Below are 17633 nucleotides of genomic sequence, written 5' to 3'. Positions count from 1 at the left end.
CGCCGGCCCCGCCGTCGTGGTACTCGCCGCCCTGTGGCAGGTGGGTGGCGGGGCGGCTCCGTCGCGCGCACGCGTCGCCGCCTCCCTTCCATGCCGCGTGATGCCGCCATCAACGGATGAATGATTCCACATAATGGACTTCATGCCCCTAGGTATGTCCACTTGACGGACCTCATTCCTAGACTCGGCCGGACCAACCACGCCACCCCCGGCGCGGCCCGCAGACCGCGCCCGTCCCGAAGGTCCGCCCATGTCCCCCACTTCCACCTCCGCCGCCCCCGAGGGCGGCACCGCCCTCGGCGCGCCGGCACCCGGGGGTCCCGCCACGGCCGACGTGCCCCGCTCCCGCGTGGTCACCGCGTCCCTGGTGGGCACCTCGATCGAGTTCTACGACTTCTACGCGTACGCCACCGCGGCCGTCTCCGTGTTCCCCCTGGTGTTCTTCCCCGGGGCCCACGAGCCCGGCTCCACCACCGGCCTGCTGCTGTCCATGGCGACCTTCGGCGCCGCCTTCGTGGCCCGCCCGATCGGCGCCATCCTCTTCGGCCATCTGGGCGACCGCATCGGCCGCAAGGCCACCCTGATCGGCGCACTGCTGACCATGGGCATCGCGACCTTCCTCATCGGCCTGCTGCCGACCTACCAGCAGATCGGTGTGTGGGCGCCGGCCATGCTGGCGATCCTGCGCTTCAGCCAGGGCCTCGGCCTCGGCGGCGAGTGGTCCGGCGCCGCCCTGCTGGCCACCGAGTACGCCAAGGAGGGCAAACGCGCGCAGGCCGCCATGTGGCCGCAGCTCGGCGCCCCGATCGGCTTCTTCGTGGCCAACGGCCTGTTCCTGCTGCTCGTCACGGCCTTCAACTACGACTCCACGAACCCGGACTTCGACGGGTCCTTCCTCACCTGGGTGTGGCGTGTGCCCTTCCTGCTCTCCGTGGCGATGGTCGCCGTCGGCCTCTACGTGCGGGTGAAGCTGGAGGAGACCCCCGTGTTCCAGCGGGCCCTCCAGAACGACCAGCGCGTCAAGGCGCCGGTGGGCGAGGTCTTCCGACGCAACTGGTGGGAGCTGATCCTCGGCACGTTCATCATGTACGCCACCTACGTGCAGTTCTACCTGATGACCACCTGGATCCTCTCCTACGCCATCGGCTCCCCGCAGGCCGGGCTGCTGGGAGTGCCGTACTCGGAGTTCCTCGTACTGCAGCTCGTGGGCATCGTGTTCTTCGCGATCTTCATCCCGGTGGCCGGGTGGCTGGCGGACCGGGTCGGCCGCAAGCCGTTCCTGCTCGTCGTGAGCGTGGTGATGGTGGTGTTCGGCCTGAGCTTCGGCGCGTGGCTGGACCCGGCCGCCATGGGCACCGGTGCGGACGTGGACGTGACCCGCATGGTGCTGTTCCTCGTGGTGGGCATGGCGCTGATGGGCCTGGCCTTCGGCCCGATGTCCGCGGTGCTGCCCGAGCTGTTCCCCACCAACACCCGCTACACCGGCTCCGGGATCGCGTACAACGTGTCCTCGATCCTCGGCGCGGCGGTCACCCCGTTCCTGGCCAGCTGGCTCGTGACCGAGCACGGTGTGGGCTCGGTGGGGTGGTATCTCGCGGCGGCGTCGGTCGTCTCCCTGGTGGCCATCGCCCTGTCCCCGGAGACGCGCCACGCGGACCTCGACGCCGTCACCTCGGCCCGGGAGCGGCGCGCGGCCCGACGCTGAGCCGGACACGGCTCTCTCCCCTCTTACTCACCTCCCCCCTCCGCAGAGGCGGCCCGAACCCCAGCGCCCCGGCGACATTCCAGCGGTCCTGAACCGCTGGAATGTCGCCGGGGCGCTGGTATGTGCGGGGACGGGGGCAGGGGCTCGGGTCACACCCTCACGTGAAGTCGGCGGGCGGCCTCGGCGATCGAGCCGGACATGGAGGGGTACACGGTGAAGGTGTCCGCGAGGTCGTCCACGTGGAGCTTGTGGGTCACCGCGAGCGCGATCGAGTAGATCAGGTCCGACGCGCGGGGGGCCACCACCACGCCGCCGAGCACGGTTCCGGAGCCCTGGCGGGAGAAGATCTTCACGAATCCCTCCTTCACTCCCTGCATCTTGGCCCGGGGGTTGGTGGCGAAGTCCAGGCGCAACACGTCGGCCTGGTAGCGGCCGGAGTCCACCTGTTCCTGAGTGACGCCCACGGTGGCGATCTCCGGGGAGGTGAAGATGTTGGAGGCCAGCAGGTGAGGGCGCAGCGGCTTGAGCGCGTCCCCGAGCAGGTGGGCCACGGCGATGCGCCCCTGCATGGCGGCCACCGAGGCCAGCGCCATCATGCCGGTGCAGTCCCCGGCCGCGTAGATGCTGGGCACCGAGGTGCGGGAGACGCCGTCGACCTTCACGTGGCCGGAGGCGGTGAGCTCCACGCCGACGTCCTCGAGGCCTAGCCCAGCGGTGTTGGGAACCCCGCCGACGGCCACGAGCGCGTGGGAGCCGTCCACGTAGGGGCGGTCGGCGGCGCCCTCGCCGGACAGGTGCACGCGCACGCCGTCGGCGGTGCGCTCCACGGCCTCGGCGCGAGAGCGGGGGATCACGGTGAGGCCGTTCTCGCGGAAGACGTCCTCCAGGAGGGCGGCGGCGTCCGGGTCCTCGCCGGGGAGCACGCGGTCGCGGGAGGAGACGAGGGTGACCTTCGCTCCGAGCCGGTTGTAGGCGGAGGCGAACTCGGCTCCGGTCACACCGGAGCCGACCACGATCAGGTGGTCGGGCAGCTCGGTGAGCGCGTAGACCTGCTTCCAGTTGAAGATGCGTTCGCCGTCGGGCTTCGCGGTGGGCAGCTCGCGCGGGGAGGCGCCGACGGCCACGAGGATCGCGTCGGAGGTGATGGTCTCGGGCTCGGCGTCGGCGGGGGCGTCCGTGCGGCGCACCTGGACTTCGTGGGGGCCGGTCACCCGGGCGTCGCCGAGCACCACCTGCACGCCGAAGCGCTCGAGGGCGGCGCGGATGTCCCGGGACTGCTCTCCGGCGAGGGAGAGGACGCGCCGGCCCACCTCCTGCATGGCGGCGCGCGGTTCGGCGGGGCCGAGGTCCACGCCGAGTTCGGAGGCCGCCATGACCCGCCGCATGGATTCGGCGGCGGCGATCAGGGTCTTGGAGGGCACGACGTCGGTGAGCACCGCGGAGCCTCCGACCCCCTGACGCTCGACCAGGGTCACGCGGGCGCCGAGCTTGGCGGCCACGAGGGCGGCTTCGTAGCCGCCGGGGCCGCCTCCGATGATGGTCAGGGACGGGAGGAAGGTGGGGGTCTCGTCAGTCACGTCCCCCATTCTGTCGGCGCGGGGGCGGAAAGTCACAGGCCCCTGCTCGAGCCACGGGGCGGATCTAGACTGGCCGCGTGAACGAGCAGACCCCCCTCCCCGTCCCGGCGACGTCCTCGGAGGGCGCCGCCACCGCCGTCTCCCCCGGCCTGGCCGGAGACCATCCCGGCTTCGCGCAGGCCCGTGAGGCAGCCGCCGTCATCGCCGAGGCCACGGGGGTGGCCTGCCACCGTATCGCGGTGGTGTTGGGTTCGGGCTGGGGCGGTGCCGCGGACCTGATCGGCACAACGACGGCGAGCGTCCCCCTGGCCGAGGTCCCCGGCTTCCATGCCCCGCAGGTCCCCGGGCACAGCCCGGTGATCCGCTCGGTGGAGCTCGCCGACGGCTCCCATGCGCTCGTGTTCGGCTCCCGCACACACTTCTACGAGTCCCGGGACGCGCAGGCGGTGGCGCACACGGTGCGCACCGCGGCGGCGGCCGGAGCACGGACCGTGGTGCTCACGAACGGCTGCGGTGGCCTCCGCCCGGACATCGCCCCCGGCACGCCCGTGGTGATCTCGGACCACATCAACCTCACCGGGACCACCCCCTTGGCGGGGGCCACGTTCGTGGACCTCACGGACCTGTATTCTCCGCGCATCCGACGGATCGCCCGCGAGGTGGACCCGGGCCTCACCGAGGGCGTGTACGTGCAGTTCTCCGGTCCCCAGTATGAGACGCCTGCGGAGGTCCGCATGGCCCGCGTCCTCGGCGGGGATCTGGTGGGCATGTCCACGGCCCTGGACGCGATCGCCGCCCGACACGCGGGCCTCGAGGTGTTCGGCATCTCCCTGGTGACCAACCCGGGCGCGGGCATCTCCGAGACCCCTCTCTCCCATGAGGAGGTCGTGGAGGCCGGGCGCAACGCCGGCCCCCGCATCTCACGTCTGCTCGCCGAGATCGTGGGGCGGCTGTGATGGGCTCGGCCGCCCTGGATCCCCGCGTCCTCGCCGCCGCTGAGCGCTGGGCGGTCGAGGACCCGGACCCGCGGCACCGCCGCATCCTCGACGAGGAGCTGGCCCGCGCCGCCGGTGAGGGGCCCGACGCAGCTGCCGCCCGCGCGTCGTTGGCGTCCCGGTTCTCCGGACCCCTGGCCTTCGGCACTGCGGGGCTGCGCGCTGAGGAGGGTCCGGGCGAGTCCCGGATGAACCGGATCGTGGTGCGCCGCACCGCCGCCGGGCTCGCCCGCTTCCTGTGGGCCGAACTCGGCGAGGACCAGGGTGCCCCGCTCGTGGTGGTCGGATACGACGCCCGCCACGGCTCGGCCGGGTTCGCCGAGGACACCGCCGCGGTGATGACTGCCGCCGGTGCCCAGGTGGTGCTCCTGCCCCGTGCCCTGCCCACCCCCGTGCTCGCGTTCGCCGTGCGCCACCTGCGCGCCGACGCCGGCGTGATGGTGACCGCCAGCCACAACCCGCCTGCGGACAACGGGTACAAGGTGTACCTGGGCGGGCGCATGACCGACGAGGCCGGCCGCGGCGCACAGATCGTCTCCCCCGCGGACGCGCAGATCGCCGCCGCCGTCCGCCACGAGGACTGGCCCACGGACATCCCCCTGGCCGAGGACGGCTGGACGGTGGCCGGGCCCGACCTGCTCGAGGCCTACCGGGAGGACGCCCTCACGGTGCTGGACCCGGCCACGGAGGGGACCCGGGCGCTGCGGATCGTCTACACGCCGCTGCACGGCGTCGGCGGGGCGGTGCTGCCCGACCTGCTCGAGGCGGCCGGGTTCGGGCCGGTGGAGGTGGTGGCCGAGCAGGCCGTCCCGGACCCGGCCTTCCCCACGGTCGCCTTCCCCAACCCGGAGGAGCCCGGGGCCATGGACCTCGCCCTGGACCTGGCCCGGCGGGTGGACGCGGACCTCGTGATCGCCAACGACCCCGACGCCGACCGCCTCGCCCTGGCCGTGCCCCTGCCGGGCACGGGGGGCAGGACGGACGGGGGGTCTGAGCCGGGAGCGGCGGGCTGGCGCATGCTCACCGGCGACGAGGTCGGCACCCTCCTGGGTGCCCACCTGCTGCCCCGGCTGGCCGCCCGGGGCCGCTCGACGGCGAACTCCGTGGTCTCCGCCCCGCAGCTGGCCGCCCTCGCTGAGGCCGCCGGTGTGCCCCACCATGTGACCCTCACCGGGTTCAAGTGGATCTCCCGCGCCCCCGAGCTCGGCTTCGGCTACGAGGAGGCCCTCGGCTACTGCGTGGCCCCGGACCTCGTGCGGGACAAGGACGGCATGACCGCCGCCCTCGTGGCCGCCGAACTGGCCGCGGGCCTGCGCGCCCAGGGGCGGACCCTGCTGGACGCGCTCGCCGACGTCGACGCCGTCACCGGGGCCATGCCCAGCGCCCAGGTGGCCGTGCGCGTGGCAGACCTCTCCCTGATCGGCGGGCTCATGGCCCGCCTGCGCGCCCAGGGGCCGGCGAGCCTCGCCGGGGAGCCGGTGACCGTGCGTCGGGACCTCGCTGAGGGCGGCGAGGGTCTGCCGGCAACGGACGCCCTGCTGTTCGCCACGGACTCGGGCACCCGCGTGCTGGTGCGCCCCTCCGGAACCGAGCCCAAGCTCAAGTGCTACCTGGGTACCCGGGATGCGGACCCGGCCGTCGCGGCCGAGCGGCTGGCCCGGCTGAGGCAGGAGGTCGCTGCCCTTGTGGCAGTGCCCACTAGGCTGGCCCCATGACCGAGACCTCGCAGCTCTCCCGGGCCGATCTGGCCCAGTACATCGACCACACCGTCCTCAAGGCCGAGGCCTCGGAGGCGGACGTGCGCCGCGTCGTCGCGGAGGCGCGCGAGGCCGGGGTCAAGAGCGTGTGCGTGAACCCGGTGTGGGTGCCGCTCGTGCACCAGGAGCTGGACGGCTCGCCGGTGCTCACCTGCACGGTGATCGGCTTCCCCCTCGGTGCGAACCGGACGGTCGTCAAGGCCTTCGAGGCCGCCCAGGCGGTCCAGGACGGCGCCGATGAGGTGGACATGGTGATCGACGTCGCCGCCGCCCGCGCCGGGGACCGGGCCCGGGTGGAGGAGGACGTGCGTGCCGTCGTCGAGGCCGCCCGCGGCGCCGCCGGGGACCGCGGGGTGCTTGTGAAGGTGATCGTGGAGACCGCCCTGCTGAACGAGGCCGCGATCGTGCTGGCCTGTGAGGCCTCCGTGGCCGCGGGCGCGGACTTCGTGAAGACCTCCACGGGGTTCTCCACGGCCGGCGCCACGGTGGAGCATGTGGCCCTGATGCGCCGCACGGTCGGCCCCGAGGTGGGGGTCAAGGCCTCCGGCGGCGTCCGCTCACGCGAGGACGCCCTGGCGATGATCGAGGCGGGCGCCAGCCGCATCGGCGCCAGCTCTGCCCTTGCTATCCTGGGCGAAGACTGACCCCGGCTGCCCCGCCGGTGGGCACCCCGCTGAAGGAGACGCACATGATCCGCAACGGCAAGGCCATCGACCACTCCAACGTGGGCGGGCTCGGGGGTTCCCTGATCGCCTTCCTGGTGTCCCTGGCCTCCCTCGTGGGCACGCTCTACGCCACCTCGTTCTGGTCGCTGGACACCGTGTGGGTCCCGGGCCTGATCGCCCTGGCCCTGTCCGTGGTGGCCTTCATCATCCCGAAGCAGATCCTGGGCCGGGCCGACACCGTGGACACTGTGGCCGTCTACGCCCAGAACCCCACCGAGCTGCACGCCGGCCACCCCGCCGCCGGCACCCTGCCGGGCACCGGGTCCCACACCCTCGGCCGCCGCTGAGCCGACCCCGGACCCGCACCCCGCCTGTGACCTGGACCGCCCGCCCCCCGATCCGATCCCCCTTCGCGCCCACCCCCGGCGCCTCCGCAGGAGCCGGCGGCGGGGATGCGCCGTTGCGGATCCTCACCGTCTGCACCGGCAACATCTGCCGGTCCGCCTACGCTCAGCACGTGCTGCAGGCCCGCCTGGACGCCGCCCTCGGCCCCGGCGCGGTGGAGGTCTCCAGCGCCGGGAGAGGGCCGAACCAGGCCCTCTCCGTGCCCGAGGAGATCCTCGGCCTCGTCCCCGAGGGTCCGGTGCGTGAGGCACTCGCCGCCCACCGGCCGCGCATGCTCACAGCCCAGGTGCTCCAAGGCCAGCACCTGGTGTTGGCCGCCACGGACGCCCACCTGGAGGCGGTCCTGCGCGAGGCGCCGGCCGTCCTGCACCGCTGCCTGACGATGCTCGATGCCGGCACGCTGTTCTCCCGGGACGACGCCGTCACACCGGGCGGCGGCCCCCGCGCCCTGTCCACGGCGATCCGTCAGGGCCGTTCCACCCTGCGCGGCACGGGCACCCCGGGCAGCACCCGGGGCACCGCAGACCTGCCGGACCCCTTCCGCGGCCCGGCGGCCGGGTACACGGCGATGGCGCAGGCCCTGGACCCTGCACTCGAAGCTGTGGCCCGGGCCGTGGAGCGCGCGATGGGCCCGGCCGACCCCGCGCTGGGTTCGGGAGCCGCACCGGGTTCGGGGCCCGCTCAGCCCCAGCGGGACTGAGCAGCGCCGACCACCCGTGTCCGCAGGCGTTCCTGCTCGTTCTCGTCGAGCGGGGTCTCCGCCTCTCCAAGGGCGAGGCCAGCGCCGGCGGCGATCACGAGCATGCTCGGGGTGGTGATGAACACCTCGCCAAGCTGGGACGCCACCACGAGCATCACCAGGGCGGCCGCCTCCACAGCCACCCGGGCCGGAGTGCGGCGGCGCCCGCTGGCCAGGCGCAACCCGTAGACCGCGTAAGCCAGGAGCAGGCCTGCTGTGAGGATCACCCCGCCCTCGGTGTAGAGGGCGAGATAGGAGTCGTGGTAGAGCCACCGCCCAGTGTCCAGCTCCACGAACGCCTCCCCCAGACCCCGGCCCGTCCACGGGGTGGCCGCCGTCTTGGCCTCGGCGGCAGAGCGGATGAGGGCGCGGAACCAGTCGGTGCCCTCCCGGTCCGCGTAGATGCCCACCCGGGCGAGGTTCTCGCTGGCGAAGCGCACGAGGCCGGCGAGCCCCACGGCCAGCAGCAGGCGCAGAACCGGACCCATCCGCGGGGTCAGCAGCATCCACACGGCCGCGCAGAGGAGCCCGGCCAGGGCGGTGCGAGAGCCGGTGAGGAACACGGCCCCGGCAGCGCCGACGAGCAGGGCCAGCCGCACACCAGGGCGGCGGGTCAGGGACATCGCGAGCACGGGGATGACGGCGTAGTACATGCCGGCCACGTTCTTGTCCCCGAGGAATCCCGTGAGGAAGCCCTGGTAGGGTGCGGGTACCAGGCCCGCATAGAACAGGGGGACGTTCACGGCCATGGCGGCCAGCAGCCCCAGCAGGGTGGAGCGCAGGTCCAGCCGCCGCCCGGCGAAAGCCCCCACGAGGAAGGTCAGGGCGAGCATCCGCACGATCCGGCGGATCCACTGCTCGTCCGGGAGTCCGAGGGCCAGGGACAGACCCGCGAGGTAGAGGAGCACGAGCCCCGCAAGCAGCCCGGTGACCTGGAGTCGGGAGGTGTCGCGGAGGGGGCGGCGGAGCACGGCGAGCGCCACGAGCACGAGCACGGCCAGCTCGTTGGTGGGGACATGGCCCACGCCGGGCAGGTCGACGGGGTAGACCTCCAGGCAGAGCGCGACGCCGAGCAGCAGCTCGGGCAGGCGCACGGAGCGCAGGCCGCGATGGTCCCCGGACGGCGGAGCCACCGGGGAGGCGGCTCCGGCGGCGTCCGGCGCAAGCCAGTCCGCGGCACTGCCCCGAGCCAGCCGACGGCGGTGTTCAGCCAGTGCGGCGAGGGCGGCCCGATGCCGGGCATCGGCCGGGTCGAGACCGGGCACAGGCTGGCGGGTCATGGCTGTCCTCTCGGGGCCGGCGGCGTGGACCGCAGGGTCCCGTCCAGCCTAGTCGAGGCCGGGTCCAGAGGGTTCCAGACGATAGAGTGAACCGACTCGTCCTGCCCCGTCTTCCGCTGAGGGACCATGAACCTCCTTGACTTCCTGCGCGTGATCCGCGCCAACCGCCTCATCGTCGCAGGCGGGCTGTCCGCAGGGGCGCTCCTCGCCCTGGTGTGGTCCCTTCTGCAGCCCACGCTCTACACCTCGGTCTCCTCCGGATTCGTGACCGTGCAGGGCGAGGCCAGCATCTCCGGCACGGAGACGGCGCAGACCCGCGCCCAGTCCTATGTGCCGCTGATCAACAGCCGTACGGTGCGCGAGCAGATCGCCGAGGCCGGCGTGGACACTGCCGGTGCCCGGCTCGAAGCCGCCATCGTGCCGAACTCGAACCTGATCTCCGTGTCCGCCACCGCTCCCACCCCGGAGCAGGCTGCAGACCTGGCGAACACCGCCCTCGTGGCCACCGCAGATGTGGCCAACAACCTGGACCCCACCTCGGATGTGCGGGTTACGGCTATGGAGGACGCACTGCCGCCGGAGCGCCCCTCGAGCCCGGACCACGTGCGCCATGTGATCGTCGGCGGTGTGCTGGGCCTGTTGCTGGGCCTGGCCGTCGCGTTCCTGCGGCGCATGCTGGACGTGGCGGTGCGCACCACCACCGACGCCACCACACTCGGCGGATCGGGTCTGCTCGGCGTGGTCCCGAACGATCCGACCATGCGCAGCAGCACCCGCACCGACCCGCTGCAGGTGCTCTCCCCGCGAGCGGGCGAGGCGATCCGCCACCTGCGCACCAATCTCCGCTTCGCCGCGGTGGACGATCCGCCTCGCACCATCGCCTTCACCAGCTCCAACCCGGGTGAGGGCAAGTCCACGGTGGTGGCGAACCTCGCCCTGGCCACAGCGGCCTCCGGTCAGCCCGTCGTCCTGATCGACGCGGATCTGCGCCGCCCCCGGCAGGCCTCCCAGTTCGGGGTGGACGGCCGGGTGGGCCTGTCCGAGGTGCTGAATGGGGATGTGGAGCTCGCTGACGCTCTGGTTCCGGTGGGCGAGGACGGGTTGCTGCTGCTCCCGGCCGGCCGGACCCCTCCCAACCCGTCCGAGCAGCTCGGCTCGGACCGCATGCGGGAGCTACTGGCCCTGCTGGCGCAGACGCACATGGTGCTCGTGGACGCCCCGCCGCTGCTGCCGGTCACGGACTCCACGCTGCTGGCCAAGGCCGTGGACGGCACGGTGATCGTGGTGCGGCACGGCAGGACCCGCAAGGAGCACCTGCAGGTGTCTCGCGCCATGCTGGAGAACGTCTCCGCCCGCGTGCTGGGGATCGTGCTCAACGGCACCCCATCCTCCGGGGTGGGCCAGGACTACTACGGCGGCGGCTACGGCGCGGACGGCGACTCCTACGCGGCGTACTACCAGTCCGTCCCGGATCAGCGCCCCTGACACGCAGGCGTCCCAACGACGAAGGCCCCGCCGGATGGATCCGGCGGGGCCTTTCTGCCCGTGCTGTCTGCGATCAGCAGGTGGGCGGGGTCTCGTCGAAGCACCGCTCCGGCAGGAAGATGGTGTCGCAGACCTCGGTGTCCGCGGCGGCGGCCCCCACGATCTCCACCTTGAGCGTGGAGGTGATGCAGCCGGCCTCGTTGGCGGAGTTGCCGGTGTTGTTCACCAGGTAGAAGAGGGGGGTGCTCTGGCCCGGTTCGAGTGCGAGCAGGGAGCTGCCCGCCTCCAGGAGGGTGGCGTCCGCATTGCACGGGGACTTGTCGTACAGGCGCGCCTCGCCGGTGCGCTCGCCGAACCTCTTGAAGTTGACCTTGGCGGTACCCGGGGTGATACGGACCGGCAGCTCGGTGTTGTTGGTGACGACGATGTCAAAGCCGTAGGCCTGACGGATGCCGCCGCCGTGGCTGTTACCGGGGAACTTCACGGCTTCGCCGATGACCTTGACTTTCGGGCAGACCACGGGAGAGGCGGCGGCGAAGGGGGCGGTGCTGACGGCGGCGACGGCGGGGACGGACCACGCCAGGCCGGAGGTGACGGTACGGCGGCTGAGGGCGTTCTGCTTCTTCTGCATGTGCTCTCCAGGGGATGGGAGGGAAGGGTGACAACGTTCGGGATGCCACACTGACCTGGAGTGGGACTGTGCATATCCAGAACTGACACTAGTCCAATCGGTACAGACCATGCAGGTTTCCTTGACGGATCATCAGACTCGGCTGCCCCGTCCACCGACTAGGCTGGCCCCATGAGCCCCGGCACGCCGTCCTCCCGCCTTCCCGTGGGCGGCGAACCGGCGCTCGGACTCGCCGAACGGGTCCGCCTCGCCCACGCCCGTATCGCCACCGTGCTCGAGGACGCCGGTCTGCGGGGGCTGCATGTGAAGGGGTATGCGGCCTCCCCCGGCGTCTACACGCCACACCGCACCAGTTCGGACGTGGACTTGCTCGTGCCCCCCGCTGATGCCAGCGAAGTGTGCCGCGCCCTGGCGGAGCACGGCTGGGCGAGGGTCACAGACTTCTCCGAGGGGTCGATCTTCCGCCATGCCGCCACCTTTTGGCACGACCATCTGGGCTACGTGGATGTGCACCGCCTCTTCCCCGGCCTGGGGTCAGACCCGGAGGCCACCTTCGCCCGCCTCTGGGCGGAGCGTTCCCATCGGGTGATCGCCGGCAGGACGGTGCCGGTGCCCTCGCTTCCCCATCAGCGCCTCGTGGTGGTGGTGCATGCCGCCCGGGACCCGAATCGAGGGGCTCGGGATGTGGAGCATCTGCGCGCCACACTCAGCACCGAGCAGTGGCAGCAGCTGCGCGAGCAGGCCCAAGCGTTCGGGGCCGGAGCGGCCTGGCATGTGGCCACCGGAGAGGAACCCACCACCGGCTCTGAGGACGCTGCCGAGCTGCGCCTGTTCCAGGCGCTGTCCGCCCACGAGTCCGGAATGGACCTGTTCGCCACCCGCTGGGCCTCGGCCACGGGCTTGCCTGCCAAGGCCGCCCTCGTGTGGGGAGCGGTGGGAGTGAACCGTCCGCATCTGCGCATGCGTCTGGGCCGTCCGCTCCGCCGCGGTGACGTCACCCGCGCTCAGCTCGGCCGTATCGCCGCCCTCGCCCGGTGGGCCTGGAACAAGGGAGTGCACCGTGACCGCTGAACAGCACACACGTAACCACCGCCCCGGCGGCCAGGCCTGGAAACCAGCCCACGGAGCCGCCTGGATCCGGAACCCGGAGGGCGAGACAGTGGTCATGGGGTTAGAAGCTGGCCGACCGCAGCGGTTGAGCCCGTCCGCCGGCGTCGTCTGGGAATGCCTGCTGGGGGGCCTGGGCCCGGAGGAGGACCTCGCTGAGGCCGCCCCCCGCACAGAGGCCGAGATCGTGGCGGATGTGGCGGCTGCGTTCGGGCTACCGGAGGCGGAGGTGACCGAGGGCGTCACCGCGTTCCTGCGGATGCTTGAGACCTCCGGAGTGGCCGAACGCATCTGAGCCCCGCCCACCCGCGGGCGGCCGGGGAGCCGGTCAGCCCTCGGTGGGTCGCTCGGGCGCGAAGATCGCCTGCACCACCTGGTCCGCCCACTCCAGCAGTGGGGCGTCCACGAGGTCCTGCCCGCCCACCGGCTTGGTCTTGGGCCGCGGGATGAGCACCGCGTTGAGGGCGGGCTTGAGCTGGGCACCCTTGTACATGCGTTGCAGGCGCAGCACGCGGGACTCGGGCAGCTCGGAGGCCGGCCCGAACTTCACGTTCTGGCCCAGCAGCATCACCTCGGTGACCCCAGCGGCGCGGGCCCGGTTGCGGAACCGGGCCACGGCCACGAGGGCCTGCACGGGGGCGGGCGGCTCGCCGTAGCGGTCCTTGAGTTCCTCGACCACGGCGTCCACCGCGGCGTCGTCCGTGGCCGTGGCCAGGGAGCGGTACATCTCCAGGCGCAGGCGTTCCCCCGGCACGTAGTCATGCGGCAGGTGGGCGTTCACCGGCAGCTCCACCTTCACCTCGGCGGGAGTGGTGTCCTCCTCGCCCTTGAAGTCGGCCACGGCCTCCCCCACCATGCGCAGGTAGAGGTCGAAGCCCACCCCGGCGATATGGCCGGACTGCTCACCGCCGAGCAGGTTGCCCGCACCGCGGATCTCGAGGTCCTTCATGGCCAGCTGCATGCCCGCGCCGAGCTCATTGTGCTGGGCCACAGCCTTGAGCCGTTCCATGGCGACCTCGCCGAGAGGGCGCTGGGCGTCGTAGAGGAAGTAGGCGTAGGCCCGCTCGCGCCCACGGCCCACCCGGCCCCGGAGCTGGTGCAGCTGGGAGAGGCCGTAGCGGTGGGCATCCTCCACGATCAGCGTGTTGGCGTTGGCGATGTCCAGGCCGGTCTCGATGATCGTGGTGGAGACGAGCACGTCGAACCTCTTCTCCCAGAAGTCCACCATGATCTGCTCGAGCCGGGACTCGCTCATCTTGCCGTGGGCGACGGCGATCCTCGCCTCGGGCACGAGCTCGGCGATCCGGGAGGCGACCTTGTCGATGCTCGTGACCCGGTTGTGCACGTAGAACACCTGGCCCTCGCGCATGAGCTCGCGGCGGATGGCAGCCACCACCTGCTGGTCCGTATAGGGGCCCACGGAGGTGAGCACGGGGTGGCGCTCCTCCGGGGCGGTGGCCAGCGTGGAGGTCTCGCGGATGCCCGTCAGGGACATCTCCAGGGTGCGCGGGATGGGCGTGGCGGACATTGCAAGCACGTCCACGTCGGTGCGCATCTTCTTCAGTGCCTCCTTGTGTTCCACACCGAAGCGCTGCTCCTCGTCCACGATCACCAGGCCGAGGTCCTTGAACTGCACCTCCTGGCCGAGCAGCCGGTGGGTGCCGACCACCACGTCCACCTCGCCGGCGGCCAGGCCCGCGAGCACCTCCTTGGACTCCTTGGCGGTCTGGAACCGGGAGAGCGCGGCCACGGTCACGGGGAAGCCGGCGAACCGACCCGAGAACGTCTGGTGGTGCTGGCGGGCGAGCAGCGTCGTCGGGACCAGCACGGCCACCTGCTTGCCGTCCTGCACGGCCTTGAACGCGGCGCGGACAGCCACCTCGGTCTTGCCGAAGCCGACGTCCCCGGAGACGAGCCGGTCCATGGGCACCGGGGACTCCATGTCCTTCTTGACCTCGTCGATGGTGGTCAGCTGGTCCGGCGTCTCCATATAGGGGAACGCCTCCTCCAGCTCCGCCTGCCAAGGGGTGTCTGTGGCGAACGCGTGGCCGCGGGAGGCCATGCGAGCGGAGTACAGGCGGATCAGCTCCCCGGCGATCTCCCGGGTGGCGCGTTTGGCCTTGGACTTGGTCTGCGCCCAGTCCGAGCCGCCCATCTTGGACAGCGCGGGGGCGTCCCCGCCCACGTACTGGGAGATCAGGTCCAGCTGGTCGGTCGGCACGAACAGGCGGTCCCCGGGGGCGCCGCGCTTGGCGGGGGCGTATTCCAGCACGAGGTACTCGCGGTAGGACTCCTCCCCCGGGCGCTTACGGGCGCCCCCGGTGACGGGGCGGCGCTGCAGTTCCACGAACCGGGCGATGCCGTGCTGGGCGTGCACCACGTGGTCGCCCGGCTGCAGGGTCAGCGGGTCCACCGCGTTGCGTCGCCGCCGGGCCAGGGTGGCCCCGGCAGTGCGCGTGCCTGCGGTGCGGTGGCGCCCGAACAGGTCCTGCTCGGTGATCACGGCGAGCCGTGCCTCCGGCACCGTGAAGCCGGTCCCGACGGCGGCCGTCGCCACATGCACCTGGCCCGCCGCCGGTGAGGGGTCCACGGGGCCGGCGAGCACCGAGGCGGTGAGGCCGGCGTCGCTGTGGAGCTCGGCGACCCGGCGGGCGGATCCGGGCCCGTCGGTGAGGACCACCGCCCGCCAGCCCTCGGCGAGGCGGGCGCGGGTGTGCTCGACCATGGCGGACATGTCCCCGCCGAACGTGGTGGGCACCCCGAGCGCGGCACGCAGGGCGCCGGCCTCGGGCAGCAGCTCGTCGTCCGGGGCCAGGGCCGTGGTGGACCAGTGCCCCTGGTGGCGGTCCAGTGCCTCGGCGCGCAGCTCCGCGAGGGTGAGGAAGCCGCCGGCGGCGGACTGGTCCGCCTCGGCCAGGTCCACGGGGGCCTCGGCGCCCTGGGCGGTACCGGCCCATGCGGCACGCAGGAACTCCTCGTTGGTGGTGAGCAGGTCGTCGGCGCGGTGGCGGATCCGCTCGGGCTCCACGAGCACCGTCAGGGACCCGTCGGGCAGCAGGCGGGTGAGGGAGGTCATGGCGTCGGCGAGCAGGGGGGACAGCGCCTCCATGCCCTCCACGGCCGCGCCCTCGGCGATCCGCTCGAGCATGTCCGCGGCCCCGGGCAGGCGCTCCTTCAGCGCCCGGGCCCGCTCCTGCACGGCCGGGGTGACCAGCAGCTCCCGGCAGGGCGGGGCGTACAGCTCTGTGGGGTGCCCCGAGCCGTCCGCGGAGGTGTCCTGCAGGGAGCGCTGATCCGCTACGGAGAACCAGCGCATCTGCTCCACCTCGTCGCCGAAGAACTCCACCCGCACGGGGTGGGCGGCGGTGGGCGGGAACACGTCGATCAGGCCACCGCGCACGGCGAACTCCCCCCGCCGGGAGACCATGTCCACACGGGCGTAGGCGGCGTCGGCGAGGGCCTGGACGACGCCGTCGAAGGCGACCTCCTGACCCACGGCCAGGTGCACGGGCGCCAGGTCTCCCAGGCCGGCCACGAGCGGCTGCAGCACCGAGCGCACCGGGGCGACGACGACGCGCAGCGGCCGCCGACCGTCCGCCTCGGGGTGTGCCAGGCGGCGGAGCACGGCCAGGCGGGCGCCCACGGTGTCCGATCGGGGCGAGAGGCGCTCGTGCGGGAGGGTCTCCCACGAGGGGAAGAGGGCGGCGGTGTCCTCCGGCAGCCACGCGGCGAGGTCCCCGAGCAGGTCCTCGGCCTCACGGGTGGTGGCCGTGACCGCCAGGACCACTGCGCCGGGCCCCTGAGCCCGGGCCACCGCGTCGCCGAGCAGGGCGAACAGCGGGGCGCGGGCGCCGTCGGGCAGGCCGATCTCCAGCTCCTCACCCCGGGACTCCAGCCCACGGGAGGCCGAGGCCACGGCGGCCTCGAATGCACGGTCACAGGCCAGCAGCGGCAGCAGGGGCGCGAGCACGGGCACGGCCTGCCCTGAGGGGCTGGTGGCCCCGGAGCGGGCGGGGGCGTCCACTGGGGTCACATCGGTGGGGGCGGTGGCCGGATCGGTCATCGGACCGAGGCCTCCGGGCCCGAGCCGGTGGTGTCGACGCTTGTGACAGGCGCCTCGGCCGCCATGATCTCCCGGACCTCCTCGAGCAGGGCCTGGACCTCCCCGGAGCCGAAGACCGGGCCTCCGGCGGTGAGCAGGTCCGTGCCGAGCAGCACGGCGCTGGGGAAGACGTTCAGACCCAGGCCGGTGGCGGCGGCACCCTGCGGGTCCAGGGCGACGAGCTCCCGGGGGATGGCCCCGAGCGCGGGCTCCTGGCCGGGCACGTGCTGGGGCACGAACACCCGCAGGCGCACCGGGCCCAGCGCATCGGCGAACTCAGGCAGCCGTGCGATCACGTCCTGGCAGGAGCCGCAGCCGGTGGACAGCCGCAGGCCCAGGACGGCCCCCGACCGGACCACCTCGTGCAGGCTTCGGTAGGTGCCGCCCTCCACCACGACGGCGTCTGGGAAGGGCACCCGCTCGGGCTCGCCGTCCTCGGAGGGCTGCGGGGCGTCTGAGGACGGTGCAGCCTCGAGCGGGCCGCCCTCGGCGGAGGAGGGAGCCACGGACTCCCGGCCCACCAGGAAGGCGCAGGCGGCCAACAGGACCGCCACGAGGGTGCCCCACAGCGGGACGGCGCTGCCGAAGCCGGTCAGAGGAAGCCACGCGATGCCGGCTCCGGCCTCCCCGAAGGAGACGACGGCTTCGAGCAAGGCCAGCACGGCCAGCAACAGGAACAGCACGTTGCGGACCACGGTGGACCCGGAGATCGGGGCCACAGAGGCCTGGCCGAAGCAGCCGCAGGAGACGCCGTCGCCCTTCACACGGACCACCAGCACGAGGAACGCCGAGAACAGGGCCACCGCGCCGACACCGGCCACGATCCGCAGCACGGTGAACGGCTGGACCAGCGCCACGGCCAGCAGCAGCTCGCACAGGGGGAAGGCCCGGGCCAGGAGGGGTGCATTCCAGGGACGGGGCACCCGCAGGCGGGTGAAGGTCTGCTGGACGTCCTCACCGGTGCGGAGCTTGGCGGCCCCACTGAGGAACATGATGAGGGCCACAGCCCACAGAGCGGACACGGCGGTGCCCCTTTCGGAAGCGGTCGGCAGGCGGTCCCGCATGCGCCGCGCACACCGGTGCACGAGCCGCGGCGGGCCATCTCCCAGCATATAGGCTGGAGATTCAGCACCGGCCGCCCCGTGCCGGCGCCTGACGCTTCCCATCCAGGAGGCGCCCCGACCG

Annotated in this window: 14 protein-coding genes; 9 read left to right on the top strand and 5 right to left on the bottom strand. The window is 72.7% G+C overall.

What is annotated here, in order from left to right:
* Nucleotides 1–250 precede the first annotated feature (250 nt).
* Nucleotides 251–1705: an MFS transporter gene (locus SPI96_RS02960; protein ID WP_321080875.1), complete on the top strand. Its 1455-nt coding sequence runs from the start codon at nucleotides 251–253 to the stop codon at nucleotides 1703–1705.
* 149 nt (nucleotides 1706–1854) lie between these two features.
* Here SPI96_RS02960 and SPI96_RS02955 read toward each other — a convergent pair whose 3' ends face one another.
* The gene (locus tag SPI96_RS02955) at nucleotides 1855–3291 is read right to left on the bottom strand and encodes an NAD(P)H-quinone dehydrogenase (protein WP_321080893.1); all 1437 of its coding nucleotides are present in this window, start codon (nucleotides 3289–3291) and stop codon (nucleotides 1855–1857) included.
* A gap of 140 nt (nucleotides 3292–3431) precedes the next feature.
* Between SPI96_RS02955 and SPI96_RS02950 the strand changes: the two genes are divergently transcribed.
* From SPI96_RS02950 to SPI96_RS02930, 5 genes are read left to right on the top strand one after another with little or no spacing between them, the layout of a single operon-like run.
* A complete protein-coding gene (locus SPI96_RS02950; RefSeq protein WP_321080892.1) occupies nucleotides 3432–4238 on the top strand; it encodes a purine-nucleoside phosphorylase in 807 nt (268 codons plus the stop codon).
* Nucleotides 4238–5992 (top strand): phospho-sugar mutase, encoded by a 1755-nt coding sequence (locus SPI96_RS02945; RefSeq protein WP_321080874.1) that lies wholly within the window; start codon nucleotides 4238–4240, stop codon nucleotides 5990–5992. Before SPI96_RS02950 ends, SPI96_RS02945 begins: the two co-directional genes overlap by 1 nt.
* Nucleotides 5989–6678 (top strand): deoxyribose-phosphate aldolase, encoded by a 690-nt coding sequence (gene deoC, locus SPI96_RS02940; protein ID WP_321080873.1) that lies wholly within the window; start codon nucleotides 5989–5991, stop codon nucleotides 6676–6678. The genes SPI96_RS02945 and deoC overlap by 4 nt, the downstream gene beginning before the upstream one ends.
* Before the next feature lie 44 nt (nucleotides 6679–6722).
* Entirely contained in the window at nucleotides 6723–7046 is a 324-nt protein-coding gene (locus SPI96_RS02935; RefSeq protein WP_321080872.1) for a hypothetical protein, read from the top strand.
* A gap of 26 nt (nucleotides 7047–7072) precedes the next feature.
* Entirely contained in the window at nucleotides 7073–7804 is a 732-nt protein-coding gene (locus tag SPI96_RS02930) for a phosphotyrosine protein phosphatase (protein ID WP_321080871.1), read from the top strand.
* Here SPI96_RS02930 and SPI96_RS02925 read toward each other — a convergent pair.
* Nucleotides 7786–9123 carry a hypothetical protein gene (locus SPI96_RS02925; RefSeq protein ID WP_321080870.1) on the bottom strand — a complete coding sequence of 446 codons (1338 nt, stop codon included), beginning with the start codon at nucleotides 9121–9123 and terminating at the stop codon, nucleotides 7786–7788. The two genes, SPI96_RS02930 and SPI96_RS02925, sit on opposite strands and share 19 nt — an antisense overlap.
* A gap of 126 nt (nucleotides 9124–9249) precedes the next feature.
* On the opposite strand from SPI96_RS02925, the gene SPI96_RS02920 reads away from it, so the two are divergent.
* The gene (locus SPI96_RS02920; RefSeq protein WP_321080869.1) at nucleotides 9250–10608 is read left to right on the top strand and encodes a polysaccharide biosynthesis tyrosine autokinase; all 1359 of its coding nucleotides are present in this window, start codon (nucleotides 9250–9252) and stop codon (nucleotides 10606–10608) included.
* A 73-nt stretch (nucleotides 10609–10681) separates the two neighbouring features.
* Here the strand turns inward: SPI96_RS02920 and SPI96_RS02915 are convergent, their stop codons facing one another.
* The gene (locus tag SPI96_RS02915; RefSeq protein ID WP_321080868.1) at nucleotides 10682–11239 is read right to left on the bottom strand and encodes a hypothetical protein; all 558 of its coding nucleotides are present in this window, start codon (nucleotides 11237–11239) and stop codon (nucleotides 10682–10684) included.
* 171 nt (nucleotides 11240–11410) lie between these two features.
* Here SPI96_RS02915 and SPI96_RS02910 point away from each other — a divergent pair, with 171 nt between their 5' ends.
* Nucleotides 11411–12310 (top strand): nucleotidyltransferase family protein, encoded by a 900-nt coding sequence (locus SPI96_RS02910; protein ID WP_321080867.1) that lies wholly within the window; start codon nucleotides 11411–11413, stop codon nucleotides 12308–12310.
* 94 nt (nucleotides 12311–12404) lie between these two features.
* Entirely contained in the window at nucleotides 12405–12641 is a 237-nt protein-coding gene (locus tag SPI96_RS02905; protein ID WP_414601896.1) for a PqqD family protein, read from the top strand.
* Between the two features lie 33 nt (nucleotides 12642–12674).
* Here the strand turns inward: SPI96_RS02905 and mfd are convergent, their stop codons facing one another.
* Both mfd and SPI96_RS02895 read right to left on the bottom strand, forming a co-directional pair.
* Nucleotides 12675–16409 carry a transcription-repair coupling factor gene (mfd, locus tag SPI96_RS02900; RefSeq protein ID WP_321080865.1) on the bottom strand — a complete coding sequence of 1245 codons (3735 nt, stop codon included), beginning with the start codon at nucleotides 16407–16409 and terminating at the stop codon, nucleotides 12675–12677.
* Complete coding sequence (locus SPI96_RS02895; protein WP_321080864.1) at nucleotides 16406–17470, bottom strand: MauE/DoxX family redox-associated membrane protein; 1065 nt, start codon at nucleotides 17468–17470, stop codon at nucleotides 16406–16408. The genes mfd and SPI96_RS02895 overlap by 4 nt, the downstream gene beginning before the upstream one ends.
* Between the last annotated feature and the right edge of the window lie 163 nt (nucleotides 17471–17633).

This window comes from Micrococcus sp. (genome assembly GCF_034179925.1).
Classification (GTDB): domain Bacteria; phylum Actinomycetota; class Actinomycetes; order Actinomycetales; family Micrococcaceae; genus Micrococcus.
This window is presented reverse-complemented; position numbering and strand designations above follow the sequence as displayed.

What these genes read in the sequence shown, in the direction of transcription:
- SPI96_RS02935 (WP_321080872.1), top strand. Translation starts at nt 6,723, where the DNA reads ATGATCCGCAACGGCAAGGCCATCGACCACTCCAACGTGGGCGGGCTC.
- SPI96_RS02905 (WP_414601896.1), top strand. Translation starts at nt 12,405, where the DNA reads ATGGGGTTAGAAGCTGGCCGACCGCAGCGGTTGAGCCCGTCCGCCGGC.
- deoC (WP_321080873.1), top strand. Translation starts at nt 5,989, where the DNA reads ATGACCGAGACCTCGCAGCTCTCCCGGGCCGATCTGGCCCAGTACATC.
- SPI96_RS02915 (WP_321080868.1), bottom strand. Translation starts at nt 11,239, where the DNA reads ATGCAGAAGAAGCAGAACGCCCTCAGCCGCCGTACCGTCACCTCCGGC.
- SPI96_RS02945 (WP_321080874.1), top strand. Translation starts at nt 4,238, where the DNA reads ATGGGCTCGGCCGCCCTGGATCCCCGCGTCCTCGCCGCCGCTGAGCGC.
- SPI96_RS02920 (WP_321080869.1), top strand. Translation starts at nt 9,250, where the DNA reads ATGAACCTCCTTGACTTCCTGCGCGTGATCCGCGCCAACCGCCTCATC.
- mfd (WP_321080865.1), bottom strand. Translation starts at nt 16,409, where the DNA reads ATGACCGATCCGGCCACCGCCCCCACCGATGTGACCCCAGTGGACGCC.
- SPI96_RS02960 (WP_321080875.1), top strand. Translation starts at nt 251, where the DNA reads ATGTCCCCCACTTCCACCTCCGCCGCCCCCGAGGGCGGCACCGCCCTC.
- SPI96_RS02910 (WP_321080867.1), top strand. Translation starts at nt 11,411, where the DNA reads ATGAGCCCCGGCACGCCGTCCTCCCGCCTTCCCGTGGGCGGCGAACCG.
- SPI96_RS02925 (WP_321080870.1), bottom strand. Translation starts at nt 9,123, where the DNA reads ATGACCCGCCAGCCTGTGCCCGGTCTCGACCCGGCCGATGCCCGGCAT.
- SPI96_RS02955 (WP_321080893.1), bottom strand. Translation starts at nt 3,291, where the DNA reads ATGGGGGACGTGACTGACGAGACCCCCACCTTCCTCCCGTCCCTGACC.